The 25,963-nt window shown below is 72.8% G+C and carries 22 protein-coding genes; 5 read left to right on the top strand and 17 right to left on the bottom strand.

The window, feature by feature from the left end; translation table 11 throughout:
• Positions 1–34: 34 nt before the first annotated feature.
• From EDF47_RS01225 to EDF47_RS01210, 4 genes are all read right to left on the bottom strand, one after another.
• Positions 35–1,243 carry a multidrug effflux MFS transporter gene (locus tag EDF47_RS01225; protein WP_235036022.1) on the bottom strand — a complete coding sequence of 403 codons (1,209 nt, stop codon included), beginning with the start codon at positions 1,241–1,243 and terminating at the stop codon, positions 35–37.
• A gap of 324 nt (positions 1,244–1,567) precedes the next feature.
• Positions 1,568–4,225 carry a phosphoenolpyruvate carboxylase gene (locus tag EDF47_RS01220; protein WP_133936657.1) on the bottom strand — a complete coding sequence of 886 codons (2,658 nt, stop codon included), beginning with the start codon at positions 4,223–4,225 and terminating at the stop codon, positions 1,568–1,570.
• A 292-nt stretch (positions 4,226–4,517) separates the two neighbouring features.
• Positions 4,518–4,811 (bottom strand): DUF2470 domain-containing protein, encoded by a 294-nt coding sequence (locus tag EDF47_RS01215; RefSeq protein WP_133936658.1) that lies wholly within the window; start codon positions 4,809–4,811, stop codon positions 4,518–4,520.
• A complete protein-coding gene (locus EDF47_RS01210; protein WP_131920346.1) occupies positions 4,808–5,491 on the bottom strand; it encodes a biliverdin-producing heme oxygenase in 684 nt (227 codons plus the stop codon). The genes EDF47_RS01215 and EDF47_RS01210 overlap by 4 nt, the downstream gene beginning before the upstream one ends.
• Before the next feature lie 58 nt (positions 5,492–5,549).
• On the opposite strand from EDF47_RS01210, the gene EDF47_RS01205 reads away from it, so the two are divergent.
• Positions 5,550–6,395 (top strand): siderophore-interacting protein, encoded by an 846-nt coding sequence (locus EDF47_RS01205; protein ID WP_133936659.1) that lies wholly within the window; start codon positions 5,550–5,552, stop codon positions 6,393–6,395.
• A 332-nt stretch (positions 6,396–6,727) separates the two neighbouring features.
• Positions 6,728–7,294: a GIY-YIG nuclease family protein gene (locus EDF47_RS01200; protein ID WP_132100490.1), complete on the top strand. Its 567-nt coding sequence runs from the start codon at positions 6,728–6,730 to the stop codon at positions 7,292–7,294.
• Positions 7,295–7,374: 80 nt separating this feature from the next.
• Here EDF47_RS01200 and EDF47_RS01195 read toward each other — a convergent pair whose 3' ends face one another.
• The 4 genes from EDF47_RS01195 to EDF47_RS01180 all read right to left on the bottom strand — a co-directional run bounded on the left by EDF47_RS01195 (position 7,375) and on the right by EDF47_RS01180 (position 11,722).
• Positions 7,375–8,925, bottom strand: coding sequence for a GMC family oxidoreductase (locus EDF47_RS01195; protein ID WP_133936660.1), 1,551 nt, complete (start codon positions 8,923–8,925; stop codon positions 7,375–7,377).
• The gene (locus EDF47_RS01190; protein ID WP_133936661.1) at positions 8,922–10,376 is read right to left on the bottom strand and encodes an alpha/beta hydrolase; all 1,455 of its coding nucleotides are present in this window, start codon (positions 10,374–10,376) and stop codon (positions 8,922–8,924) included. The genes EDF47_RS01195 and EDF47_RS01190 overlap by 4 nt, the downstream gene beginning before the upstream one ends.
• A gap of 76 nt (positions 10,377–10,452) precedes the next feature.
• Positions 10,453–11,421, bottom strand: a complete 969-nt coding sequence (locus EDF47_RS01185) for a hypothetical protein (RefSeq protein ID WP_123292853.1) — start codon at positions 11,419–11,421, stop codon at positions 10,453–10,455.
• Positions 11,422–11,470: 49 nt separating this feature from the next.
• Complete coding sequence (locus tag EDF47_RS01180; protein ID WP_123938199.1) at positions 11,471–11,722, bottom strand: DUF4287 domain-containing protein; 252 nt, start codon at positions 11,720–11,722, stop codon at positions 11,471–11,473.
• A 131-nt stretch (positions 11,723–11,853) separates the two neighbouring features.
• On the opposite strand from EDF47_RS01180, the gene EDF47_RS01175 reads away from it, so the two are divergent.
• From EDF47_RS01175 to EDF47_RS01165, 3 genes are read left to right on the top strand one after another with little or no spacing between them, the layout of a single operon-like run.
• Complete coding sequence (locus EDF47_RS01175; RefSeq protein WP_243833984.1) at positions 11,854–13,047, top strand: amino acid ABC transporter permease; 1,194 nt, start codon at positions 11,854–11,856, stop codon at positions 13,045–13,047.
• Positions 13,047–13,820, top strand: a complete 774-nt coding sequence (locus EDF47_RS01170) for an amino acid ABC transporter ATP-binding protein (RefSeq protein WP_133936662.1) — start codon at positions 13,047–13,049, stop codon at positions 13,818–13,820. Before EDF47_RS01175 ends, EDF47_RS01170 begins: the two co-directional genes overlap by 1 nt.
• A gap of 52 nt (positions 13,821–13,872) precedes the next feature.
• Complete coding sequence (locus EDF47_RS01165) at positions 13,873–14,898, top strand: ABC transporter substrate-binding protein (RefSeq protein ID WP_133936663.1); 1,026 nt, start codon at positions 13,873–13,875, stop codon at positions 14,896–14,898.
• Positions 14,899–15,279: 381 nt separating this feature from the next.
• Here EDF47_RS01165 and EDF47_RS01160 read toward each other — a convergent pair whose 3' ends face one another.
• Genes EDF47_RS01160 through EDF47_RS01120 form a run of 9 tightly spaced genes read right to left on the bottom strand, consistent with a single transcriptional unit; the run spans position 15,280 to position 25,776 of the window.
• Entirely contained in the window at positions 15,280–16,467 is a 1,188-nt protein-coding gene (locus EDF47_RS01160; RefSeq protein ID WP_133936664.1) for an LLM class flavin-dependent oxidoreductase, read from the bottom strand.
• On the bottom strand, positions 16,464–18,137 hold the full coding sequence (locus EDF47_RS01155; RefSeq protein ID WP_133936665.1) for an ABC transporter substrate-binding protein: 1,674 nt from the start codon (positions 18,135–18,137) through the stop codon (positions 16,464–16,466). The genes EDF47_RS01160 and EDF47_RS01155 overlap by 4 nt, the downstream gene beginning before the upstream one ends.
• Positions 18,134–19,768: an ABC transporter ATP-binding protein gene (locus tag EDF47_RS01150; RefSeq protein ID WP_133936666.1), complete on the bottom strand. Its 1,635-nt coding sequence runs from the start codon at positions 19,766–19,768 to the stop codon at positions 18,134–18,136. The genes EDF47_RS01155 and EDF47_RS01150 overlap by 4 nt, the downstream gene beginning before the upstream one ends.
• Complete coding sequence (locus EDF47_RS01145; RefSeq protein ID WP_131878790.1) at positions 19,765–20,658, bottom strand: ABC transporter permease; 894 nt, start codon at positions 20,656–20,658, stop codon at positions 19,765–19,767. Before EDF47_RS01145 ends, EDF47_RS01150 begins: the two co-directional genes overlap by 4 nt.
• On the bottom strand, positions 20,655–21,725 hold the full coding sequence (locus EDF47_RS01140; RefSeq protein WP_133936667.1) for an ABC transporter permease: 1,071 nt from the start codon (positions 21,723–21,725) through the stop codon (positions 20,655–20,657). Before EDF47_RS01140 ends, EDF47_RS01145 begins: the two co-directional genes overlap by 4 nt.
• A complete protein-coding gene (locus tag EDF47_RS01135; protein ID WP_111085630.1) occupies positions 21,722–22,744 on the bottom strand; it encodes an LLM class flavin-dependent oxidoreductase in 1,023 nt (340 codons plus the stop codon). Before EDF47_RS01135 ends, EDF47_RS01140 begins: the two co-directional genes overlap by 4 nt.
• The gene (locus tag EDF47_RS01130) at positions 22,741–24,177 is read right to left on the bottom strand and encodes an NtaA/DmoA family FMN-dependent monooxygenase (protein ID WP_133936668.1); all 1,437 of its coding nucleotides are present in this window, start codon (positions 24,175–24,177) and stop codon (positions 22,741–22,743) included. Before EDF47_RS01130 ends, EDF47_RS01135 begins: the two co-directional genes overlap by 4 nt.
• On the bottom strand, positions 24,174–25,379 hold the full coding sequence (locus EDF47_RS01125; protein WP_133936669.1) for an LLM class flavin-dependent oxidoreductase: 1,206 nt from the start codon (positions 25,377–25,379) through the stop codon (positions 24,174–24,176). Before EDF47_RS01125 ends, EDF47_RS01130 begins: the two co-directional genes overlap by 4 nt.
• 10 nt (positions 25,380–25,389) lie before the next feature.
• Positions 25,390–25,776 (bottom strand): carboxymuconolactone decarboxylase family protein, encoded by a 387-nt coding sequence (locus EDF47_RS01120; protein WP_133936670.1) that lies wholly within the window; start codon positions 25,774–25,776, stop codon positions 25,390–25,392.
• Positions 25,777–25,963: the final 187 nt, after the last annotated feature.

The raw sequence follows: 25,963 nt of genomic DNA, 5'->3' as shown, positions 1-25,963 counted from the left end.
GCCTTGCAACCAGCAACCTACCGGCTCCGCCGCGTCAGGTCCCGCTGCGGTCCCGACGCGTCGCGGTGACCTGCACCACGACAGCTGCGGCCATGAGTGCTGCCATGACTCCGCCCATCGCCAGCGCGGTCCCGCCGAGCGCGCCGGCGAGCGGTGTCCCGAGGCCGCCGATCCCGAACGTCAGGCCGCCCTGCAGGGCCGCGGCCGTCCCCGGGTGCGCCGCCCCGACGTGCTGCGTCCGGGTCATCGCCGCGGGCAGCACGAAGCCCCACGCACCCGTGACGACCGCGAGGGCGCACCAGACCGGCACCGGACCGAGGTCGAGCAGCGCCGAGACGAGGACCGCCGCCGCGCCCGCGGTGCCGACGAGCAGTCCGACGGTGAGCAGGGAGTCCTCGGAGAACCGTCCGACGACCCGGCCGAACACCAGCGTGGTGACGATCATCATCGAGGCGTTCGTGGCGAAGACCAGCGTGTACATGCCCTCGGAGAAGCCGAACTGGGTCTGGAACACGAACGAGCTGGTCGCGATGTACGCGAAGAACCCCACGGTGGAGAGCACCCCGCTCAGCACGTAGGCACGGAACCGCGGGATCGCCAGCAGTTCGCGGATGCGTCGACCGTTCGCGGCGAAGCCCACGCCCCCGCGTCGCTCCGGCGGCAGGGTCTCGCGGAACCGCAGCACCACCATCGCGAAGAACAGCGCGCCGAGCACCGCGAGCACGACGAACATGATCCGCCACGTGCCGAACGTCAGCACGGCGCCTCCGGCCAGCGGTGCCACGACGGGGCCGATGGCGTTGATCGCGGCGAGCGTGCCGAAGACCTTCGCCATCCGCGTCCCGCTCGCCACGTCCGACACCATCGCCCGACCGGCGACCGCTCCGGCCGCTCCGCCGAGCCCCTGGGCGATGCGGGCGAGGACGAGCGTGACGACGTCCGGCGCGAGCGCGCACCCGACCGAGGCGAGCGCGAACACCGCGGTGCCGACGACGAGCATCGGCCGCCGACCGACCCCGTCGCTGACGGGTCCGACGAGCAACTGCCCGACCGCGAAGGCGACGAGGAACGCCGTGAGCGACAGCTGCACGGCACCGGGGGTCGTGCCGAGGTCGTGGGCGATCTGCGGCAGCGCCGGGATGTACATGTCGGTGGCGAACGGCGACACCCCGACGATCAGGGCCAGCGGCACGATCGGCGGCAGGGTGGTCGTGGTCGGTTTCCGGGTGCGCTCCGTCGTCACGACCGACACGCTACGCGCACCCGAATCGATTCGACGGGCCCTGCGCGCCGCTCACGTCCGCCGACTGGTCGCGAACCGTCGCGCGGCGACCGGGCAGCCGACGTCGCGTGACCGCTCGACGGTGCAGCCCTGGACGTGCGCGGTGGCGGACGGGAGGCCCGGGACAGCGCCGCCACGGGCCTCCCGTCCGCCACCGCGCGCGGTCACGGCACGCCGCTCACGTCCGCCGAGTGGTCGCGAACCGTCGCGCGGCGACAACGGAGCCGACGGTTCGTGACCACTCAGCGGTGCGGAGCCGGGCCGGCCGGGGCGGACCGTCCGGCGTCAGCCGGTGTTCTGCAGGCCGGCGGCGATCCCGTTCACGGTGAGCAGGAGCAGACGGTGGTCGGCGTCGGTCGGGTCGGTGCTGCCCGTCGTCCGGATGGACCGGAGCGCGCGGAGCTGCAGGTGCGACAGGGCGTCGACGTAGGGGCTGCGCAGGCGCACGGCCCGGGCCAGGACCGGACGGTCCTCGAGCACGTCGCTGCCACCCGAGATCCGGAGCACCCAGTCACGGGTCCGCGTCATCTCGTCGAGCACCTTGGCGGCGAGGTCGTCGCGATCCGCGAGCTCGAGGTACCGGCGGGCGATGTGCTCGTCGGTCTTCGCGAGCGACATCTCGACGTTCTTGATCATCGCGCCGAACAACGGCCACTCGGCGTACGCGGCCCGCAGGACGTCGACGTCGCCGACCGCCTGGAGCGCGGAGCCGAGCCCGTACCAACCGGCCAGGTTGATCCGCGCCTGGGTCCACGAGAACACCCACGGGATCGCCCGGAGGTCCTCGAGCGACTCGACCGACAGCCCGCGGCGGGCCGGGCGGGAGCCGAGCGGGAGCAGACCGATCTCCTCCATCGGGGTGACCCGTGCGAACCACGGAGCGAACCCGTCCGCCTTGACCAGGTCGTAGAACGCGACGCGCGAGACGTCGTCCAGCTGCTGCGCGAGGTCGGCGAACCGGGTGGCCGCAGCGGCCGTGCGCGCCTCGTTGGACGGCGACGACGCGAACAGGGTGGCCGAGGCCATCTGCTCGAGGTGACGGGCCGCGATGTCCTGGTCGCCGTACTGCGCGAAGATGACCTCGCCCTGTTCGGTGAGCTTCAGGCGACCGTCGATCGATCCCGGCGGCTGCGCGAGGACGGCCTCGTTGGCCGGCCCGCCGCCGCGGCCGAGCGAACCGCCGCGACCGTGGAACAGGGTGAGCTCGACCTCGTTGTCCCGCGCCCAGTCGGCGATGCGGGCCTGGGCGTCGTAGAGCGCCAGGTTCGCGGAGACCGGACCGACGTCCTTCGACGAGTCCGAGTAGCCGAGCATGACCTCGAGCCGACGGCCGGTGGCGGCCAGACGACGCTGGAACGTCTCGGTGCGGACGGCCTCGTCGAGGATGTCGACGCTGGCGTGCAGGTCGGCGAAGGTCTCGAAGAGCGGGATGACGTCGAGCACCGGGGCGGCCTCGGGTGAGCCGAGTGCGGCGACGGCGAGCTCGTGCACGTTCGCCAGGTCCGCCGCCGACTGCGTGAAGGACACGATGTACCGACTGGCGGCACGGACCCCGTAGCGGTCCTGCAGGTCGGCGATGGTCCGGAAGACCGCGAGGACCTCTTCGGTGGTCTCGCTCAGCGCGCCGCCGGCCCGGATCTCCGCCAGGGCCGTGCGGTGCACCTGCGAGTGCTGCCGGACCTCGAGCTCGGCCAGGTGGAACCCGAAGGTCTCGACCTGCCAGATGAGGTTCTGCAGCTCACCGTTCGCCGGCCGGATCGCGCCGGCGGCGACGAGCGACGCCTGGATCGTCCGGAGGTCGGCGAGCAGGGCGTCCGGGCCGTCGTAGGCGAGCGGCGTCGTGCCCTGGCGGGTGGCGTCGATGCGCGCGGCGGTGAACAGGAGCGCGCGGCGGTGGGTCTCGTTCGGGGCGCGGACACCGATGCGCTCGGCGATGCCCGGGTCGAGCGACTCCTGCGCCGCCACGAGCGCGGCGAGCCCGGCGTCGGCCGGGGTGTCGCTCGCGTCGAGGGTCAGGGCGCTACCGATGCGGGTGGTGGCACGGGTGAGCCCGATCAGGATGTGCTCGGCCGCGATCTCCGCAGCCTGGCGCGTGATGTCGGCGGTCACGTGCGGGTTGCCGTCGCGGTCGCCACCGATCCAGGTGCCGAACCGCACGAACGCGGGTGCCGTCACCGGTGCGCGACCGGCGTCGTCGCCCTGCAGCCGGTCGTCGAGCAGGCGGTAGACCTGCGGGACGATCTCGAACAGCGTCTGGTCGAAGACGCTCATGGCGGTCCGGACCTCGTCGAGCGGGGTCGGGCGGGTCGTGCGGAGCGGCGAGGTGCGCAGGAGCGTCGTGATCTCCTCGAGCAGCCGTCGCTCGTTCTCGGCACGTGCCGTGGCGTTCTTCGAGCGGTCGCGCTCGTCGATGAGGTCCGTGACGCGACGCACGCCCGTGGTGACCGCACGACGGCGGGCCTCGGTCGGGTGTGCGGTCAGCACCGGGTGGAACCGGAGCGTCCGGAGTCGCTCGGCCGCCTCGGCCTCGCCGACCTCGGCCACGAGTTCCGCGTAGGTCGCCGGGAACGAGTCGCCGGCCAGGCCGCCGTCGTCGCCGCGCTGCCGGAGCACCCGCACGCGGTGGTGCTCCTCGGCCAGGTTCGTGAGGTGGAAGTACGTCGTGAAGGCCTGCGCCACCGCTTCGGCGCGCTCGGCCGACATCGCGGACACGAGGGTCTGCGCGCGGGCAGCACCCTCGGCGTGGTCGCCCTCGTAGGCGTCGATCACGGCCGCACGCAGCGACTCCACGTCACGCAGCAGCTCGTCGCCGCCGTTCTCGCGCAGCACCCGGCCGAGCAGGTTGCCGAGGTAGCGCACGTCGGCGCGCAGGTCACTGTCGACCGCGCCGCTGACGTCGTCCCGAGCGCGCTCATGGCGCGCCGATCCGTCGATCGCCGTCATGGGGTCCTTTCGGGGTCGTCCGGGAACACCGTCCCGGCTCCGAGCAGCGTATCGGCCCGCGGCCACCCGTGACGTCGACCGTCCGGACGGACCAGCGGGCAGGGCGCCCGGAACGCGGACGCGCGCGCAGCGCGGGCATGCAGGGGGGACGCCGGGATCGCGACGCGTGGCGGGAGCACCCCTGCAGTTGCGACGCGGTCCGCGATCCCGGCGGGTCTGTGGTCGGCGCGGATCGGCTCGGTTCAGCTCGGATCAGCGTGGATCGGCTCGGTTCAGCGCCGTTCGGCTCGGTTCAGCCCGGTTCGGCGAGCTGGGCCTGCGCGGCGGAGTGGACCTCGACGATCTGCACCCGCGCCGAGCGGCGGTCGGTCAGCGGCGACGTCCAGGGCACGATGACCTGTTCCTCGTCGCCGTCGTCGAGCCGGGCGAGCCAGACACCGGCGATCGCGTCGATCTCGGTCATCGTCGCGGCCACCGCGGTCGCGGCCCCGTTCGCGCGGACGATCGCCAGGTTGTCGGCCGCGTGGTCGGCGTTCATGTGCCGGAGGACCGCTCGGCGCGCCTCGTCGTCGAACGGCTCGGTCACGCGGTCACCGCCACGTCACCGGCCCCGTCGGTCACCGGGCGACGCCGAGCATCGAGCCCCTCGAGCAGGCCGTTGTTGAGCGAGTACGCCAGTTCGACCTCGGCGATGACCCGCTCCTGCTCCTCGGCCGTCCACGGCGCCGCGTCGAGCTGCGCACGGTAGGTGTCCTTGAAGGCACTCGGGTCCGCGACCTGGTCGAAGATGTAGAACAGGACGCCGTTCGTGTCGAAGCCGAACTGGTCGGAGAGCATCCGCCCGATCATCTGCCCGCCGGACAGATCACCGAGGTACCGCGTGTAGTGGTGCGCGACGAAGCCGCCCGGCCACTCGGCCGCGACCTCGTTGAGCCGCCGCACGTACGCCGTCGTGGCGGGGAGCGGGCAGACCAGCTCGGACCAGTCCGGGCCGATCAGGTACTCGAGGTCGGCGCGGATCGCCGGCATCCGGGTCAGCTGCGAGGTGACGAACGGCGCCGCCACCGGGTGGTCCGCCATCCGCTCGGCCGCACGTTCGAGGGCGTCGTACACGAACGAGTACTGTCCGAGCAACGCCGCGTAGTCGGCGACGTCGCACTTCCCGCCGAGCAGGTCATGCATGAAGCCGTTCCCGGCCGAGGAACCGTGCGAGCGACGCGTGCGCTTGCGCAGCAGCTCGGAGAACGGGATGACGGTCGTGTCCATGAGGTAAGGCTAACCTTAGTTCGACAAACGTCAAGCAGGAGAGAGGACGCTCGTACCGATGAGCTCCAAGCCCAAACGCCCCCAGCACGTCTTCGTCGTCGACCGCACCGAGCGACTGTCGCCCCACATGGTGCGCGTCCACCTCGGTGGCCCGGCCTTCGACGACTTCGTGGGCACAGCCGACCCGGACAAGCTGGCCGCCACCGACAAGTACGTCAAGCTCCTGCTCGCCAAGCCGTCGCTCGGCCTCGAGCCCCCGTACGACCTCGAGGAACTGCGCGAGACGCTGCCGAAGCAGGACCGACCGGCCCGCCGGACCTACACGGTGCGGGCTGTCGACCACACCGCGAAGACGATCTCCGTCGACTTCGTCGTGCACGGCGACGACGGGCTCGCCGGGCCCTGGGCCGCAGCGGCGCAGCCCGGCGACAAGCTCGCGCTGTCCGGTCCCGGCGGTGGCTACGCGCCCGTCGACGACCCGGACGTCACCCACGTCCTGCTCGGCGACGACAGCGCCCTGCCGGCCATCGGCGCCGCGCTGGAGTCGATGTCCGACACGGCCACGGGCGTCGCCCTGGTCGAGGTCGCCGGCCCTGCCGACGAGCAGGAGATCGCGCACCCGGCCGGGGTCGACCTGCGGTGGCTGCACCGCGACGCCACCGGCGCCCAGCCGGGCACGCTCCTGCTGGACGCGGCCCGGGCGCTGCCCCGTGCCTCCCGGCCGGTCCAGGTGTTCGCACACGGCGAGCGGACCGCGATGAAGGCGATCCGTCGGCTGCTGCAGGACGGCTGGGGGCTGGAGAAGCGCGAGATGTCGCTGTCGGCCTACTGGGCGCTCGGCCGCGGTGAGGACCAGTTCCAGGAGGAGAAGCGCGAGCCGGTCGGCGTGATCTTCACCGACTGACGGGTCTCGGCCTGCACGGTTCTTCCCAGAGCGGTTGCGGTGGGAAGCGGGAACGGGCGTACCTGGTCGTTCCAACCGACCAGGTACGCCCGGTTTCGGCAGGTATGCACCGGTCCGGCTCGGGCGCGCCCCGGTCCCGGTAGGTACGCCCGGTTCTTCCCAGAGCGGTTGCGGTGGGAAGCGGAAACGGGCGTACCTGGTCGTTCCAACCGACCAGGTACGCCCGGTCTCGGCAGGTACGCACCGGTCCGGCACGGGTGCGCGGGTGCGCAGGTGCGCAAGGCGGTCGGGAGGCCCGGGGCGCGTCGGTGGGTCCGGCTAGCGTTCCGGGCATGGTCACCTCGTCGTGCTGCGTGCCGGGTTGCGCGGGTCCCGCTGCGGACGCGCTCGCGGGCGTGCCCCTGTGCGCGACGCACGTCACGCTGGTGACCGAGTTCGCGGCCGAGCACGTCGGCGTCGAGGACACCCTGCCGGGCCCGTGCCCGGTGTGCGGATCCCGTGTCGGGGTGCGGTTCCCGACGGGCTTCGTCTGCGCACGGTGCGAGTGGCGGTGGGGCGACGTGCCCGACGGCGACCTCGCTCCCCCGCGGGTCGACGTCGTGTACTACCTGCGGATGCGCGACGACTTCGGCGACCGGGTGAAGATCGGCACGACGATGAACCCGAGGCAGCGGCTGGCCGCGATCCCGCACCAGGACCTCCTGGCGTTCGAGCGGGGCGACCGGTCACTCGAACGTCGGCGGCACGCGCAGTTCGCGGCCACCCGGTACCCCGGCACCGAGTGGTTCCGGGCGACACCGGACCTGCTCGCGCACGTCGACGCCGTCGCCGCCGGTGTGGACGACCCGTGGGACGTGCACGCCCGGTGGACGAGCGAGGCACTCGCCCTGCGCGGCTGACCGAGCGGACCGGAACGCGTCCGCGCCAGCGGCCCGCCCACGTCGGCAGCCCGCCCACGTCGGCGGCCCGCCCAGGCCGGTCAGGCCGCGCGGAGCATCCGGTCGGCGGTGCGCAGGGACAGCGCCATGATCGTCAGCGCCGGGTTCGCGATGACGGCGCTCGGGAACACCGAGTTGTCGGCGATCCACAGGTTCGGGACGTCCCACGAGCGGCCGTCCGGGTCGACGACCGAGGTCTCGCGGTCCGCGCCCATGCGTGCCGTGCCGATGGTGTGTGCGGTGCGCTCGAGGACCCGGACGTCCTTGCCGCCGGCGGCCTCGACGATGGTCGTCATGGTGCGGACGGCGTGGCGGCGGATCGCGTCCTCGTTCGCGCCCGGGGTGAACGAGACCCGGGCTCGTGGCACGCCGTGCTCGTCGACCTCGTCCGCGAGGACCAGCCGGTTGTCGTCGTACGGCAGGCACTCGGCGTTGATGCCGACGCCCGCGGAGTGCGGGTAGTCCTGCAGCGCCCGCACGAGCTCCGCGCCGCGCAGGCCGCCGCCCCGGATGAGCGTGTTGGCGAAGGTCTGCGGCTGCACGCCGAGGCTCTGGATCAGGTACCCGCCGGCGAAGTCCGCGTCGGCGGGGCGGACGAAGTCCTCGGTGATGATCGACGACGGGTAGCCGCGGTAGGAGCGCATCGACTCGTCGAACCGTGCCCAGACCTGGGTGGCGCCGTGCGCGGTGAAGTTCCGGCCGACCTGGCCGTTGCTGTTCGCGAGCCCGGTGTGCAGCAGCAGGCGCGGGGTCTCGATGCCGCCGGCGGCGAGCACGAGGGCCCGGCAGCGCTGCCGGTACTCGCGGCCGTCGTGGGTGTACAGCACGGCGCTGACCTCGCCGGAAGCATCGAGCTCGATGCCGTGCACGAAGGAGTCCGGCCGGATCTCGGCGCCGAACGCCACCGCGGCGGGCAGGTAGGTGGTGTCCATCGAGACCTTCGCGCCGTTGCGGCAGCCCTGGTGGCACGAGCCGCAGGAGACGCAGGCGTGCCGCAGGCCGTGGTGCTCCTGGTGGCGGTCCTCGGTGGTCAGCCCGACGGGGGCATCGGTCGCGGTGATGCCGGCGGCCGCCGCCCCGCGCATCATCATGTCCGACGAGGCGTTGCGCGCCGGCGGACGCATCCGGTAGCGGCGCGACGGGTCCCACGGGTAGTGCTCGGGTCCGGCGACCCCGACGTCGTGTTCGACCTGCTCGATCCAGCCGGTGAGCTCGGCGTGGCTGATCGGCCAGTCCTCGCCGACACCGGACGCGGAGCGGAGCGACAGGTCGTGCGTGCTCGGACGCGGGGTGAACGCGCCCCAGTGCAGCGTCGAACCACCGACCCCGGTGCCGCTGTTGTTCGGACCGAACGCCGTCGGTGCGCCGCCGCCGCTCAGCCGCTCGTCCATCCAGTTGATGTCCCCGGGGGCGGCGACTTCGTCGGGCACGTGGTCGCCCGGCTCGGTGTTGCGACCGGCCTCGATGGCGACGACCCGTAGGCCACGTCGGGCCAGGGATGCCAGCAGGGGCGCTCCGCCGGCTCCGGTGCCGACGACCACCACGTCGACGACGTCGTCCGTGCCGTAGGTGCGCTGTCCGTCGAGTCTCATCGTGCTGCTTCCGTCGTCGTGGTGCCGTCGTGCGTGTTGTCGTGCGTGTCGTCGCGGGTGCGCTCGCGACGGTCGGGTGCCGCTGGCTCCCAGGCCTCGCGCTGGTCGGCGGCGAGCAACTCGAAGCCCTGCTTGCGGACGCCGTCGCCGCCGTTCGCGAAGCCGTCGAAGTCGATCGCCGCCATCGTCGCGGGGTGCGCGAGCCAGTGCTTCACGAGGTCGACGCTGGCGTCCTCGTACCAAGCGCGCAGCTGCGCTGCATCCATCTCGGTGTCCAGCACGGCGTCCACCACGGCGTCGCGTCCGGCATCGGGCACACCGTCGACGCCGTACCGACCGGCGGCCACGTCCTGCAGGGCGCCGTCGAGCACGCCGTCCTGCGCCGGCCCGGCGAGCACGTCGAGCGCTGCCCGGTACGCCTCGAGGTCGGTGGGCATGCCGTCGACGCGCCATCCGTCACCGAGCCCCGCGGCGAGCTGGTCGTCGACGCGCAGGGCGAGGTCCACCTGACCGTCGCCGGGCTGCGGCACGACGATGCGCGCGATCGCACGGAGGGTGTCGAGTTGCCGAGCAGTGAGCGCTCGCGGTTCGGCGGTCGGGTCATCGGGCAGCGCCCGAGCCGCCAACAGGGAGCGCATGCGCGCGCTGACCCGCGGCGAGGCGATCACCCGTGCCTGCTCGACGGGCACGACGGGAGCCCCGGTGAACCGACGGGTCCAGAAGTCGCGGATGCGGTCCGCCACCGCCTCGGGCTGCTCCCACGGCAGCAGGTGGGCAGCACCCTCGACGACGTGGAGCTCCGAGTCGGGCCAGTGCGGCAGCGTCAGGCGCCGCTGCGCCTCGGCGTCCAGATCGCCGTCCTCGGCACCGGCGAGCACGAGTGCCGGCACGGGGTTCGTGGCCGCGTCGGACCAGTCCTCGCGGCTGCCGCGCGTGAGCCACGCCGTCCACGCACCGGGATCGGCGCGCTCGACGTCCTGCACGGCCGTCGTGTGTCGCTCGGGCGCCAGGGTGGACGCGGTGTTCGCGTCGACGAACTCGGCGGCGTGCGCCGCGCTGATCGGGCCGTCCGCCGCCCAGGACAGCATCGCGGCGCGGCGGTCGTCGTCCATCGGTTCGGGCGCCAGCGGCGAGGCCGCGAGCAGCACCACGGCGCGCAACCCGAACAGGCCGTTCGCGCCGGCCATCGTCCGGTCCGCGACGACCGTGGCGACCTTGCCGCCCATGGAGTGACCGACCAGTACCCACTCGCTCGCGCCACTGGCGCCGATCGCGCGCTCGACGAGCACGGCCATCTCCTCGACGGTGGTGCCGGACGACGCCGGGCTGCGGCCGAAGCCGGGCAGGTCGATCCCGATGAGTTCGAGGTCGTCGCGGATCAGGGCGCGGCGGAGCAGGGCGAACTCCTCGGAGCTCGCCCCCAACGCGTGGAGGCAGAACGCAGGGGTCACCCCTCTTGCCTACCGGTCGCTCCGCGGTGGACCCAGGCGGGGTGTACCCCGTCGGCGGATCCTGTACCCCGATCGGTCACCGTGCGTACGCGTCCACGAAGAGGTCGCCGCGGATCTCCCGCAGGGTGTCGGCGAGCCGGTCGACGGTCCGGCCGGAGATGCCGGACACCTGCAGGTCGTACGGCCCGAGCGCCGGCAGGCGTCCGGTGCGGATGCGCACGACCTCCCAGCCGACGGCGCGGACGGCGCGGTCCTTCCTGCGGTCGGTGTCCTGCCGCGGGCCGACGTGCTCGAGGCCGTGGCGGCCGGTCGAGTCGTACTCGATCGCGACGCGCAGCTCGGGCAGGATGATGTCCGGCCAGACCTCGACGTGGTCGAAGAACGGCCGGTCGAGGCGGATCGCGGAGTGGTCGTAGGTGAACGCGAACCGGTCGGACAGCGCCGCGCGGAGCTCTGCCTCGACCGCGGAGGCCGTCGCCGGGGCGCAGACGCTCGTGAAGGACTCGCCCGAGGGCAGCCGCGGGGTCTTCGGGCAGATCGTGCGGGGCACCGGCTGACTCGGACGTCGCGGCGTGCCCGGCGCCGGTCGACGTGCGCGGGTGCGGCTCGAGGCGACAGCACCGGCCGGGGTCCCGCGGGAGGGCGCGGCCGGCAGGGTCTGGCGACCGGTGGCCCGGACCACCCGCTGCGGGACCGGCACCTGCGACGGCCAGTCGGACGGCAGGACCGGCCAGCGCTGGGGTTGCGCCTGCACCGCGCACTCCGGGCACCACACCGAGCGTCGGCGTTCACGACCCGGCCGGGAGCGCTGTTCGGACGGCGTGGCGACGAAGACGTGGCCGACGTCGCACTCCCACGTCAGCAGGACCTCGGCCGCCGGCGGGACCTGGGTCAGGACGACGCCGTGGTTCCAGTCCGGGTGGTACTGCCGGATGAGCACCGGGTACGGCGCCCAGTCGGCGCGGAACTGCCCGACGGCGTACGGCACCGCCTCGCCGCGCGACCACTGTCGGCGGCGCCACCACGCGTCGACGGGTTCGGCCACGTCCACACGCTAGGCACCGCCACCGACACTGCGGGAAACCGGGGTGCACTCAGCCCGCGAGGGCCTGCTTCGCGTACGCGACGAGCGCGTTCGCGTGGCCGTGGCCGAGCCCGTGCTCGGTCTTCAGCCAGGCGACGACCTGCATGTGCGGGTGGTCGTCGAGCTGCTCGGCGACCAGGTCGAGCCACTCCTGGACCGGGCGGCCGTACGTCTTCTCGATGCTCGGGAAGTACGACGCCGGCCCCTTCGCCGTGCTGCCGTCCGCCGGGGGCGCTGGAGCGGTCACGCGGTGCGCTGTCATGGCAGAACAGTACTGCGCACCGGCCGTCACGGAACGTCATGCGCGCGGCGACTGTGACGCAGCGTTCCGCCCCGTAGCGGTGTGTTTCACGGTGCGTTGTCCAGGCACCGCGACCCTTCTACGGTCGCGACATGACCGACACCAGAACGGGACTGCCCCGCGACGCGACCAGCGCCGTCGCCGGCACCGACGGGGTCGACGCGACCGGCGTCGACCACGCGGCCGGAACGCCGGGCGCACCACGGGCCTCCCGGCCGACCGTCGCGACCGACGCGAGCGACGCGCCCGACCCGGCCGACGCGACCGACACCTCCGTCGACGCCGCCGGACGCGCCGCGCTCGACCGACCCGTCTTCCCGCTGCGGCACCCGCTGCGCTGGATCGCCGCGGCCGTCGTGCTGGTGGTGCTCCTGAACTTCGTGGAGACACTGTTCACGAACGAGTCGTGGGGCTGGCCGGCCGTCGGGAAGTGGCTGTTCAGCCCGGCGATCCTGACCGGCCTGCAGCTCACGCTCCTCGCGACGGCGCTCAGTGCGGTCATCAGCTTCACCGGCGGCATCGTCGTCGCGATCGCCCGGCTCTCGCGCAACCCGGTGCTGTCCGGGTTGGCGTGGGGGTACGTCTGGCTGTTCCGCTCCGTGCCGCTCATCCTGGTGCTCGTCTTCCTGTACAACCTCGGGTCGCTGTACCCGACGATCGGCATCGGGATCCCGTTCGGGCCGCAGGTCGAGGTCACCACGGCCAACGTCCTCGGCGACCTGGCCATCGGGGTGATCGGCCTGAGCCTGAGTGAGATCGCCTACGCCTCCGAGATCGTCCGCGCCGGCGTGCTCGCCGTCGACCACGGCCAGCACGAGGCCGCGCAGGCCCTCGGACTCCCCCGACGACGCCAGTTCGTGCGGGTGATCCTGCCGCAGGCACTGCGGTCGATCGTGCCGGCGTTCGTGAACCAGGTCGTCGGGCTGCTCAAGGCGTCGTCGCTGCTGTTCTACGTGTCGCTGCTCGACCTGTTCGGGGTGGTGCAGAACCTGTCGAGCACCTACCCGACCGACATCATCCCGCTGCTCGTCGTCGCGACGCTCTGGTACCTCGCGCTCACCAGCGCGGTGTCGGTCGTGCAGTACTACGTCGAGCGGTGGACCGCCCGCGGCTCGGTCCGGGCGTTGCCGCCCACGCCGTTCCAGCGGGTGCGGGCCGCCGTGCGTCGCGGTTCCGGACGTGGGTCGGGACGGCCTGGAGGCCCGGATCGCCCCCGGCAGGCCGCCTCCGCCGCGCGCGTGGTCGCGTCCGGCCCCGCTTCGACCATCGACGACAGGACCATCTGATGAGCGCAGCGATCAGCATCCACGGAGCCGTCAAGGCGTTCGGCGACACGGTCGTGGTCGACGGCGTCGACCTGTCGCTGCCGTCCGGGAGCGTCACCGTGGTGCTCGGCCCGTCGGGGTCCGGGAAGTCCACGCTGCTGCGCGCGATCAACCACCTCGAACCGCTCGACCGCGGGGTCGTCACGGTCGGCGGCGAGACGATCGGCGTCCGGCTCCGGACCGGGCGCGACGGGGTCCCCCGCTACAAGGGGCTGCCCGAGCGCCTGATCCTGCGGCAGCGGTCACGGATCGGCTTCGTGTTCCAGCACTTCAACCTGTTCCCGCACCTGACCGCGCTCGAGAACGTGGCCGAGGGGCCGATCGCCGCCGGGGTCCCCCGTGCCGTGGCGCGCGACCGTGCGGCGGCCCTGCTCGAGCGCGTCGGACTCGGTGACCGTGGCGACACCCGGCCGCGGCAGCTCTCCGGCGGGCAGCAGCAGCGCGTGGCCATCGCGCGGGCACTGGCACTCGAGCCGTCGGTCGTCCTGCTCGACGAACCGACCTCGGCGCTCGACCCGGAGCTCGTCGGCGAGGTGCTCGGGGTCATCCGGGGGTTGGTGGACACGGGCACCACGCTCGTCATCGTCACCCACGAGATCGCCTTCGCCCGCGAGGTCGCCGACCACGTCGTGTTCCTCGACCACGGCCGCGTCGTCGAGCAGGGCTCCCCCGCCCAGGTGCTCGACGATCCGCAGCACGCTCGCACGCGGGACTTCCTGTCCCGCGTCCGCTGACGCCGTCCCCTCGACGTTCCTTCTTCCCCTTCCACCCGATCCCAGGAGAACCATGTCCCCCACCACCCCCGCACGCTGGCGGAACCGCGCCGGCGCCCTCGTCCTCGCCACCGGAGTCGTCGTCGCCCTCGCCGGGTGCGCCACGTCGGCGACGGCCGGCTCCGGCTCTGGCTCCGGCGCGTCGGACGGCACGGTCACGATCGGCGCCGCGTCGAACGGTGCCGCCACCGAGACCAAGGTCACCGTCGACGCGGACGAGAAGCTGCACGACGAACTCCCCGCGTCGATCAAGAAGTCCGGCAAGCTCGTCGTCGGCATCGGTGCGCTGCCCGCCGGGTTCCCGCCGCTCGCGTTCACCGGCGACGACCAGAAGACGCTGACCGGCTCCGAGCCCGACCTCGGCAGGCTCGTCGCCGCGAAGCTCGGCCTCGAGGCCCAGGTGCAGAACGCGACGTGGGACAACCTGTTCGTCGGGATCGACGGCGGCAAGTACGACGCCGGGTTCTCGAACATCACGGTGACCGAGCAGCGCAAGGAGAAGTACGACTTCGCCTCGTACCGCCAGGACAACCTCGCGCTGCAGGTGCCGGAGGACTCCTCGTTGACGTTCGACGGCGACCCGTCCGTGCTCGCCGGCAAGACCGTCGCCGTCAGTTCCGGCACCAACCAGGAGCTCATCCTGCTCGGCTGGAAGGCCGACCTGGCGAAGCAGGGCAAGACGATCTCGATCAAGTACTACCCGGACGGCAACGCCGTGAAGCTGGCGCTCGACTCCGGCAAGATCGACGCCTACTTCGGGCCGAACCCGACGGTCGCGTACCAGAACACGTTGAGCGCGGACGGCGCGAACCCCACGAAGACGGCTGGCACGTTCTCCGGCGCGGGCGGGGACCTGCAGGGCCTCATCGCGGCGACGACGAAGAAGGACAGCGGGCTCGCCGAGCCCATCGCGGACGCCATCGACGAGCTGATCGACGACGGCACGTACGCGAAGTGGCTCAAGTCGTACAACCTGTCGAACGAGGCCGTGGAGCACTCCGAGGTCAACCCCGAGGGGCTGCCGCTCGACGCGAGCTGAGCCGGGTTCGGGCGGGGTGGGCTCGGCTCGTCCGACTCGGAACGACTCCCTCGATGTCGCACGACGTCGAGGGAGTCGTTCTGTGCGCGCGCATCGTCCGACATTCCACGAGGTGATCGACGCGTGCATCGTCGGAACATGCACGCGCACTCGATGCATGCGCAAGGGACGACGATCCACCTGACGATCAACGCGTGCATCGTCGGAAGATGCACGCGCACCGACCGCACACGCACCGACCCCGAACGACATCGTCGACGTCGCACGACGACCACGATGTCGCTCGTTGCACGCGCCACCGGTTGCACGCGCGCACGAACGACGAGCCCGATGTCGTGCGACATCGAGCTCGTCGTTCCGGGTCGGCACGGACCAGTACGGTCAGCGCACCCCGGCACCCACCGCGGCACCCACGCCAGCCCCCGCACCCGCACCCGCACCACCACGCGCACCCCGCGCCGCCCACTCCGCCGCGAGCAGCTCGTACGAACGCACCCGGGCGTCGTGGTCGTGCGTGATCGTCGTCACCAGGAGCTCGTCCGCGCGGGTCGCCCGCTGCAGGACCTCGAGGCGGTCCGCGACGGCCGCAGCGTCGCCGACGAACCGGGTGGCGAGCCGATCGGCGACCGACGCCGCCTCTGCCGCAGCGAGCGGCGCAGCTCGTGCCGCGGACGGCGTCGGGTACTCGATCGCCCCGACGCCGGAGCGGATCGAGTGCACCCACTCCGCGTACCCGAGCGACAGCTCCGCGGCCTCGGCCTCGGTGCGCCCGACGACGACGTCCGCCGACACGATGACGTGCGGTGCGTCGAGCACCCCGGGGCGGAACGCGTCGCGGTAGGCCTGCACCGACGCCAGGACCGTGCCGGGCGACGTGTGGTAGTTCGCGCCGTACGGCAGTCCGAGTGCTCCGGCGACCCGGGCGCTCTCACCGCCGGTCGACCCGTGGATCCACAGTTCGACGGACGCTCCTGCTGCCGGCGGCGCCTCGACCACGGTGCCGTCCCGCGACCAGGTGCCGGCGAACAGCCCCCGGATGAGCGACAGTTCGCCCTCGAACCGGTCGACGTCACCGGGGACGCGTCCGAGCAGCTCCCCTTGCAGGGCGAACCGGCTGCCCGGTGCAATGTGGAAGTCGAACGGTGCGGGCACGAGCAGTCCGTCGACGACCTCGTCCGAACGGGGCGCGAGCGACGGCGGCTTGGGGGTGCCGGGTGCCGGCGCCCCGGAGCGGCCGAGCCCGAGGTCGATCCGCGGCCCGTACAGCGCCGCGAGGGTGCCGAAGGTCTCGGCGATCTGCAGCCCGCGGACGTTGCCGACGAGCGTCGCCGCACTGCCGACCCGGATCGTCGACGTGGCCGCGGCGACCGCCCCGATCACGATGGTCGGCGCGCTGCCCGCGACACCGGGGTTGAGGTGGTGCTCCGCGAGCCAGTAGCGGGCGTACCCGGCACGTTCGGCAGCGACGGCCAGGTCGACGGTGCGGTGCAGCGCCGTGGCTGCGGACGACCCGGCGGTCACCGGCACCAGGTCGAGCACCGAGAGCGGGACGGAGCGAGCGGCGCTCACGAGGCGTCCTTCCACGCGCCGGTCAGCTGGTCGAGCCGGGTGTCGGCCCCGAAGACGATGCCGTGCACGTCCGTCGCCGGCGCGATGATGCTGGTGAGTTCGTGGACCGGGACGAAGTCGACCTGCGACGCGATGCGCCGCTGGATCTCCGCGAAGGTGGCCGACCGGTCGGACGCCGACGACTGCGACAACTCCTTGGTGAAGAGCGCGTCGAGCGTCTTGTCCGACGCACCGATCGACTGAGCACCCGAGCTGGAGAACTTCGACCGCAGGACGTCGCCGTCCGCGCGCGAGCTGTTGTCCCACGACAGGTCCCAGTCGCCGCTCGTCAGGTTGGCGAGGTACTGCGGCACGGTCCCGCTCTCGAGCGTGACGCCGACGCCGACCTTCCCGAGCTCCTGCTGGATCAGCTCGAGGGACGTCTGGTTCGGTCCGAAGTTCGTGATCCAGACGAGCTTGAGCTGCAGCTTCGTGCCGTCCTTCGAGCGGATGCCGTCGGAGCCCTTCTCCCAGCCAGCGGCGTCGAGCGCCTTCTTCGCTGCGGCGGGGTCGTACGCGGCCGAACCCGACGACGTGGCCGAACCCGACGACGTGGACGAACCCGACGACGTGTCCGCGTACCCGGGCGTCGTCGACCCGAGGACCGAGTCCGCGACCTTGAACAATTCGTTCAGCGAGGTGTCGCGGACCGCCTTCGGGTCGACGGCCTGTGCGATCGCCTTCCGGACTGCGAGGTCCGACACGATCGGCCGCTTCTGGTTGAACGTCAGGCCGAACACCTGGCCCGGGTTGGCCCGGGTCACGAGGTCGTACTGCGCCTGCAGGGTGTCGACGTCGCTCGGCTGCACGCTGCTGATCGCGTCGAGCTGCCCGGACTGCAGGCTGCCGGTGCGGACGCTCGCCTCGGGCACGACCTGGAACGTGACCTTCGACAGGTGCGCCGCCCCGGAGCCGCCGCGGGCAGCGGGACCCCAGTCGTAGTCCTTTCGCTTCGTCAGGATCGTGGACGTGTTCTTCGTGTACGACTGCAGCGTGAACGGTCCGGTCCCGATCACGGCCTTCCCGTCGGCGCGGTCCTCGAACGGGGTCTCGGTGGTCTTCGGGGCGACGATGCCGAGGGCGACCGACGACGTGGCGTTCGGGAACGCGGCGTTCGGCGTCGAAAAGTCGACCTCGACCGTGTCGTCGTCGACGACCTTCGTCCCCTCGTAGCCGGAGAAGTACGCGGCGGCCGTGCTCGATGCGCCGGCCGAGGCGATGTCGTCGAAGGTGTCCTTGACGGCCGTCGCGTCGAACGCGGTGCCGTCCGAGAACGTGACACCGGAGCGCAGGTCGAACGTGAACGCGGTGGCGTCGGCGTTCGTCGAGTACTTCGTCGCGAGCCACGGCTTGAGCGAGCCGTCGGACGGGTCCTGCCAGAGCAGCGAGTCGACGAGCTGCCGCGTGATCGCGAGCGTGTCGTTGCCCGCGCCGGTACCCGTCGGGTTGAGCGTGATCGGGTCGTTCGCGATGGCGTAGGTGAGCGAGCCGCCGTCCACGGGCTTCGACGACGAAGACGACGAGGACGTCGACGCGGTACCGCCCGACGAGCAGCCCGCCATGACCAGGGCCGCCGCGGTGCCGGCCGCGATCGCGGCCACCAGACGGAACGGGGTGCGGTGGGTGGTCATGAGACTCCTTCGGTGGTGGGGACGCGCCGGGATCGTCCCGGGATCGCGTCGAGCAGTGCGCGCGTGTACTCGTGCTGCGGGTCGTGCAGCACCTGCGCCACGTCGCCGTGCTCCACGACGCGGCCGCCCCGCAGGACTGACACCTCGTGCGCGATGCGACGGACGACGGCGAGGTCGTGCGAGATGAACAGGTAGGAGACGCCGAGCGTCGACTGCAGCTCCGCGAGCAGGTCGAGGATCTGCGCCTGGACGGACACGTCGAGTGCGGAGACGGGTTCGTCGAGGACGATGAACGACGGGTCGAGTGCGAGCGCGCGGGCGATCGCCACACGCTGCCGCTGTCCGCCGGACAGCTCCGCCGGTCGACGACCGAGCACGGACGACGGCAGCGCGACGAGGTCGAGCAGCTCCGCCGCCCGAGCCGTACGGGACCGCCGGGTGCCGATGCCGAAGGCCGCGAGCGGGTCCGCGATCACCGCCCCCACCGACAACCGCGGGTGCAGCGCCGCGTACGGGTTCTGCTGCACGATCTGCGCCTGCCGCCGGTACGCCCGCAGCGCCGCACCGCGGGCTCCGCCCACGTCGGCGCCGTCGAACCGCACGCTGCCGGCGTCCGGGCGTTCGAGTCCGAGCACGAGGCGCGCGGTGGTCGACTTGCCCGACCCGGACTCCCCCACCAGCGCCAGGGTGCGGCCCCGCGGGACGGTCACGTCCACCCCGTCGACGGCGGTCACGCGGTCGAAGGACTTCCGCAGTCCGGTCGCGACGACGAGTGGGTCGCCGTCTGCCGGGAGGCCCGTGCGGACCCCCACGGACGCGGTCACGTCGTCGAGACTGGGCGCCGCTGCGATCAGCGCGCGCGTGTACGGCTCACGGGGTGCGCCGAGCACCTCGGCCGGGGTGCCCTGCTCGACGATCCGCCCCTCGGACATCACGACGATGCGGTCGGCCCGGTCGGCGGCGACCCCGAGGTCGTGCGTGATGAACAGCACGCTCGTGCCCCGTTCGGCGACGAGCCGGTCCAGGTGGTCGAGGATCGTCCGCTGGACCGTGACGTCGAGCGCGCTCGTCGGTTCGTCCGCAACGAGCAGCTCGGGGTCGCCGATCAGGGCGATCGCGATGAGCACCCGCTGCCGCATCCCGCCGGACAGCTCGTGCGGGTACTGCCGCGCGCGGAGCTCGGGACGGTCGATGCCGGCACGGCGGAGCTCCTCGACGGCGCGTTCCCGGGCCTCGGCGCCGGTGGCGAGTCCGTGGATCCGGAGCACCTCGGCGACCTGGGTGCCGATCCGCGTCACGGGGTTGAGCGACACCGTCGGGTCCTGCGGCACGAAGCCGATCCGGACGCCGCGCACGGACCGCACCTGGCGGTCGGTCGCGGTGACCAGGTCGAGGTCCCCGGAACCGTCGGCCGCCCCGGAGAGCCGCACAGTGCCTCCCGTCAGGTCCGCCGCTGCGGGCAGGAGCCGGAGGACCGCGTGCGCCGTCGTCGACTTGCCCGAACCGGACTCGCCGACGATGGCGACGCGCTCGCCGCGGCCGACCTCGAGCGAGACGCCGTGGAGCGCGGTGCGCGCACTGCTCCCGCGGCCGTAGGTGACGGTCAGGTCCTGGATGCTGAGCAGGCTCATCGGACGGCCCTCCGTTCGGTGTCGAGCGCACGGGCGACGCGGTTGCCGGCGAGCACCGTGACGGCGATCACCAGGCCGGGGATGGTCGTGAGCCACCACGAGGACGCGATGTAGTCGCGCCCGGTGGCGACGAGGGAACCCCACTCGGGCTGCGGTGGCTGCGCGCCGTAGCCGAGGAAGCTCAGGCTGGAGACGGCGAGGATCGCGGTGCCGAACTCGAGGGCGGCGAGCACCAGGACGGGACCGGCCGCGTTCGGCAGCACGTGCACGAGCAGCACGCGCCACCAGCGGTTGCCGTTCGCGCTCGCCGCCTCGACGTACGGCGCGGTGCGGACCCGGACGACCTCGGAACGCATGATGCGGGCGATCGTGGCGATGCTCGCGACGCCGACCGCCACCGCGACGTTCACGGTGCCGAAGCCGAGCACGGTGACGATCGTCAGCGAGAGCAGCAGGCTCGGGATCGCGAGCAGGACGTCGGCGACGCGCATGAGCACGGCGTCGACGACCCCGCCGACGAAGCCGGCGACGAGCCCGATGAGCGAGCCGCCGACCAGGCCGATGACGATCGCGAGGACCGCGGCCTGCAGCGTGAGCGCGGTGCCGTGCACGACGCGGGCGTACAGGTCGCGGCCGAGCTGGTCGGTGCCGAACCAGTGCGCGGCGTCGGGAGCGGTGAGCTTGGCGGCCGGATCGGCGGCGAGCGGGTCGTGGTGGGTGAGCGCTCCGGGCAGGAGCGCGGCGAGGACGACGAGGGCGAGCCAGACGATGGCGATGGTGAGCGTCGGACGGGCGACGAGCGCGCGGAGCGCTGTCGTCGTGCTGCCGGGGACGCGGTCGCTGACGAGCGACGCGGGGCGGCCGATGGCGAGCTGCGTGGTCTCGGTCATGCGGGGACCGCCTTCGGTTCGGTGGCGCTGGACGGGGTGGTGCCGGGCGGGGTGGTGCCGGGCGGGGTGGTGCCGGGCGTCCCGCCCGGCGTCGCGCCAGGTGTCGCTCCGTCGTGGTCGCGGAGCTTCCGACGGCTGCCGGCGACGACGACGCGTGGGTCGAGCAGCGGGTACACGAGGTCGACGACCAGGTTCACGACGACGAAGACCGCGGCGGCGAGCAGCACGATGCCCTGCACGACGGGGATGTCCTGCTGCTGCACGGCGGTGGCGGTGACCCGGCCGAGGCCCGGGCGGGAGAACACCGTCTCGGTGACGACGGTGCCGGAGAACAGCTGCCCGACGATGAGTCCCGTCACGGTGAGTGCGGGCAGCGCAGCGTTCTTGAGCGCGTGCCGGAGCTGTACCCGCCACCGTCCGGCACCCTTGGCGTACGCGGTGTCCACGTACGGCTCACGGAGCGTCTGGACGAGGGACTTCGACAGCAGCTGGGCGATCGTGGCACCGGTCGGCAGCGCCAGGGTGATCGCCGGCAGGACGACCGACGCTGGGCCCTCGCCACCGAACGCCGGGAACACGTGCAGCCCGAACGAGAACCACTGCACCAGCAGCAGCGCGAACCAGAACCCGGGGACGGCGACGCCGATCGGGGGCAGCTGGAGCAGGAACTGGCCGAGGGCCCGGTTCCGGGTCCACGTCGCGAGGACCGCGATCCCGCCGCCGAACACGATCGCGAGCACGAGGCCGGCGACCGCGATCTGGGCGGTCGGCGCGATCGCTTCGCCGATGACGTCGGCGACCGGTCGACCGACGCCGATCGAGCGGCCGAGGTCGCCGGTGAGCAGGGCGCCGAGGTGCTGGACGTACTGCACGAGCACCGGCTGGTCGAGGCCGTACTGGTGCCGGAGCGCGTCGAGCTGCGCCGCCGTGACGTCGGTGGCGTCCGGGCCGACCATGATGCGGGCCGGGTCGCTCGGCAGCACGTAGAGGACGAAGAACGAGATCGTCCACGCCGCCCAGAGCACGAGCACGGCCTGGCCGATGCGGGAGAGCACGTAGCGGGTCATGCAGCCACCGCCGTCCGGGCGCGCGTCCACCCGAGCGCCGGTGCGACCTTCGCCACGACGTCCGAGACGATCTGCTCGTACTCGTCACCGGCGAACTCGTAGGGCAGCTCGACCCGGAACTCGTCGACCTCGGCGAGCGTGGCGTCGTGCACGAGCTGCTCGACGATCTGCTCGGCGGGCCCCACCAGGTCGGCCGAGAACAGGGTCCGCCGCGGTCCCTGGGGCGCGGTCTGCCGTGCGAGACGGGACTCGTACCAGGTGCGGTACCGCTCGCGCGAGACCCGGTCGGCCGAGTCGGTCGGCACGACGCACCGGCCCCAGGCCACGCGGGGCGTTCGCCCGGTCGGCAGCGCGGCGCGGTACGCGGCGAGCTGGTTCCGCTGGGCGGTGCCGTAGTCGTCGGTGCCCTCGCCCGAGGTGAGGTTGCCGAGCAGCAGGTTGAGCCCGGAACTGCCGGCGAAGGAGGCCGACCGGAGCGACCCGCCGCCGTACCAGACCCGGTCGACCAGACCTGGCGCGTAGGGCTGCAGCCGGGGGCGCTGGACGTTCCCGGGGCTCTGGATGACGGTGTCGTCCGCGCCGAGGAACGCGCCGCGGAGGTTCTCCACGAACCGGGAGACCCGCCCGTACCCACGGTCGAAGGCGCGCCAGTCACCGTCGAACACCAGGTCGCCGAGGATCTCGGCGTGCGGCGACCCGGTGGACAGCCCGACCTGCAGCCGACCGTGCGACAGGACGTCGGCGAGCGAGAAGTCCTCGGCCAGGCGGAAGGGACTCTCCCACCCGATCGGCACGACGGCGACGCCGAGCTCGATGGACGTGGTGCGCTGCGACGCCGCCGCCAGGAAGACCGCGGCCGAGCCGATGCCGTGCTCGAGGTGCCGGTGCCGGACCCAGGCGCCGTCGACGCCGAGCCGCTCGGCCGTGGCGAACAGGTCGAGGGTGGCCTCGAGACCGTCGGCTGGGGCGTCGTCCTCGAAGTTGCCGGGGACCAGGATCGCGAGGCTCGAGATCGTCACGCGAGCACCCCGGCGGACGCTGCCGCACGCGCCGGACCCGCCGCAGCGGCCGTGCGTGCGGCGGCCGAACGGTCGCGGATCGTGCCGGGCAGGTCGAGCGTCTGCCGGAGGGTCGCCCCCTCGTCGTAGGACTTCCGGTAGACGCCACGCTCCTGCAGCAGCGGGACGACCGTGTCGACGAACTCGTCGAGGCCGTACGGGTTGGTGTGCGGCACGACGACGAACCCGTCGGTGGCGCGCTCCTGCACGTACCGGTCGATCTCGGCGGCGATGTGCGACGCCGTCCCGACGAACCCGCCGCGGGTCGAGGCGCGGATGACGAGGTCGCGGATGGACAGGTGCTCGGCCTCGGCCAGGTCCCGCCAGGACTGCACCAGGGCGGGGACGTCGCGGGTGTGCCGTGCGCGCCCGCGGGTGATCGCGGTGCCCTCGTAGTCGGGCTCGATCGTCGGCAGCGGGCCGTCGACGTCGTACGACGACAGGTCGCGGTTCCAGACCTGCTCGAGGAACGCGATCGCCGTGGCCGGGCTGACCTGGGCGCGACGGATGGCGTTCGACCGTTCTTCGGCGTCCTCCGCCGACGACCCGATCACGAACGTCGCGCCGGGCAGGATCTGCAGCTCGTCCTTCGATCGTCCGACCCGTTCGAGCCGCTCGGTCACGTCGCGGTAGAACGCCTGCGCGTCGTCGAACTCGGTGTGCAGCGAGAAGATCACCTCGGCGTTCGTGGCGGCGAGGTCGCGCCCCTCGTCGGAGTCACCGGCCTGCACGATCACCGGGTGCCGCTGCGGACTGCGGGGCACCGGGAACGTGCCGGTGACGTCGAACTGCGCGCCGTGGTGGTCGACGTCGCGGATGCGCGACCGGTCGGCGAACACGTCGTCCGCCAGCGCGCCGCCCGCGGCGGTGCCGGCGACGACGGCGTCGGCCTGCCACGAGTCCCAGAGCTCGCGGGACAGCCCGATGAACTCGGCTGCGCGCGTGTACCGGTCGGCGTGGTCGAGGAACCCGCCGCGGCGGAAGTTCGCGCCGTGGAACGCGTCCGAGCTCGTCACGACGTTCCACCCGGCACGGCCGTCGGTCAGGTGGTCGAGCGTGGCGAGCTGCTTCGCGAGCTCCACGGGCTCGTTGAACGTCGTCTGCAGGGTGCCGACCAGACCGATGTGGTCGGTGACCCCGGCCAGGGCGGCCAGGACCGCGAGGGTGTTCGGGCGTCCGACGACGTCGAGGTCGTGGACGCGGCCCTTCTGCTCACGGAGCCGCAGGCCCTCGGCGAGGAACAGGAAGTCGAAGAACCCGCGCTCGGCGTTGCGGGCGAAGTGCTCGAACGACGAGAACGCGATCTGGCTCTCGGCGCGGTCATCACTCCAGATCGTGGTGTTGTTCACGCCGGGGAAGTGTGCGGCGAGGTGGACCTGACGCTTGGTGCTCATGCTGAGACCTCCACGGAGACGGAACCGGCGGGTGCGGACGCGTACCGGCTGACCGCCGGGGCGATGCCGAGCCGCGTACGCAGGTCGGCGGTGGGACGGGACGCCACGTCGGCGCGGAGCCCGGCGGTGACGAGGGCGGGGACGAGCTGCCTCGCGATGGCGGTGCTGTCGATCGGGATGCGCAGCGGGCGGAGCCGGACGCCGGCGAAGCCGAGGCCCCGAAGGTCCCCGATCAGCGACACGAGTTCGGGCACCGTCGTCGCGAGCACGGACGTGTCCGACCCCGTCCCGACGGCGTACGGGGCACCGGCAGCGGCGTCGAGCGCGGCGAGCTCGTCGGCCGCGGCAGCGGTCGAGGACCCGATCAGCACCGCGAGGTCGGCGAGGACCGGACGACGGACGTCCGACCCGGCCACCTGCTCGAGGTGACGGACCTCGTCCACCAGGTCCCGCGCCTCCCGGCCCTGGTACCCGGGCGTGACGAGCACGACGTCCGCAGCGTCCACGGCGAACGCGGCAGCGTCGGCGCGGTGGGCCAGAGCGAAGACCGGCGGCCGGCCCTGCGGCGACCGCGGCACGATCGACGCGCCGTGCACGGAGAGGTGACGGCCCGCGTACTCGGCGTTGTGGATCCGGTCGCGGTCGATGAACCGGCCGGTCGTGACGTCGCGGATGATCGCGTCGTCGTCCCAGCTGTCCCAGAGGCGCGACACGACCTCCGCCGCCTCGCGGGCCTCGTCGAACAGGTCCGCGGCGGTGTCGCCGCCGGGGCGGCGGCCGAACAGGGCCGCCTCGCGGGTCGTCGGGCTCACCTGGATCCGCCACCCGGCTCGCCCGAGCGAGACGTGGTCGAGGGTCTGGAGGCCCGTGGCGACGTGGAACGGTTCGGTGTGCGTCACCGAGACGGTCGGCACCAGACCGACGGCGCGGGTCGCGGGGGCGACCGCGTTCGCGACGAGGAGGGCGTCGAGCCGTCCGGCGACGGTCGTGGTGTCGAGGTCGTGGTCGGCAGCCGTCGGGCCCGCGGTGAACGAGTCCTCGATGGTGACGGCGTCGATGCCGAGCCGGTCCTGCTCGACGACGACGTCGCGCCAGTGCCGGAGGCTCGACAGGCGCTGCGCGGCCGGGCCGGCGACGCGCCAGGCGGCGGGGTGCCAGCCGGCGCCCTGCAGCGCGGTGACGAGGGTGATGCGGTCGGGCATGGCAGTCCTCCTAGTGGGTGTGCGCGGCGTGGTCGGCGGCGGCCGGTGCGGGGTCGGCGGGGGCCGCGCCGGCGCCGAACTTGAAGCCGAGCCGGCCGTGCGCGAACCCACCGCCGGCGCGGATGGCCGTGGCGACCCAGGCGGCCTCGGCGAGTTCAGCCTCGGTCGCACCGGCCGTCACGGCGCGCTGGCTGTGGCCGTCGATGCAGTAGACGCACTGCGTGGTGATGCCGACGGCGAGGGCGATGAGCTCGCGGTACTTCAGCGGGATCGCGCGGCGATCGGCCTGGAACACCGACTCGTCGAACTGGACGAAGGCCTTGAGGATGTCCGGGGTCTGCTGCTTGTAGACCTTCGTGAAGGTCTTGTCCTGTTCGCGGTCGAGGTAGTCGGTCATGTCGGCGACGCTAGGGCGGTCGGGGCCCCGAGGCGACGGGTGTTGCGGACCGTGACCGGCGGTGTCGTCGTGTGACACGGTGCCGCCGGCCGGCCGTCACACGGCGTCACGCGGGGCGCGGGCGCGGCCGCGCGGCGGCGGCGGCGGTCGGCCGGCGGCGGCGGGGTTGGCCGGCGGTGCGAGGTTG

The organism is Curtobacterium sp. PhB190, from assembly GCF_004365385.1.
Lineage (GTDB): Bacteria > Actinomycetota > Actinomycetes > Actinomycetales > Microbacteriaceae > Curtobacterium.
The sequence above is the reverse complement of the archived record's forward strand: the minus strand, read 5'-3'. Positions and strand labels throughout refer to the sequence as shown.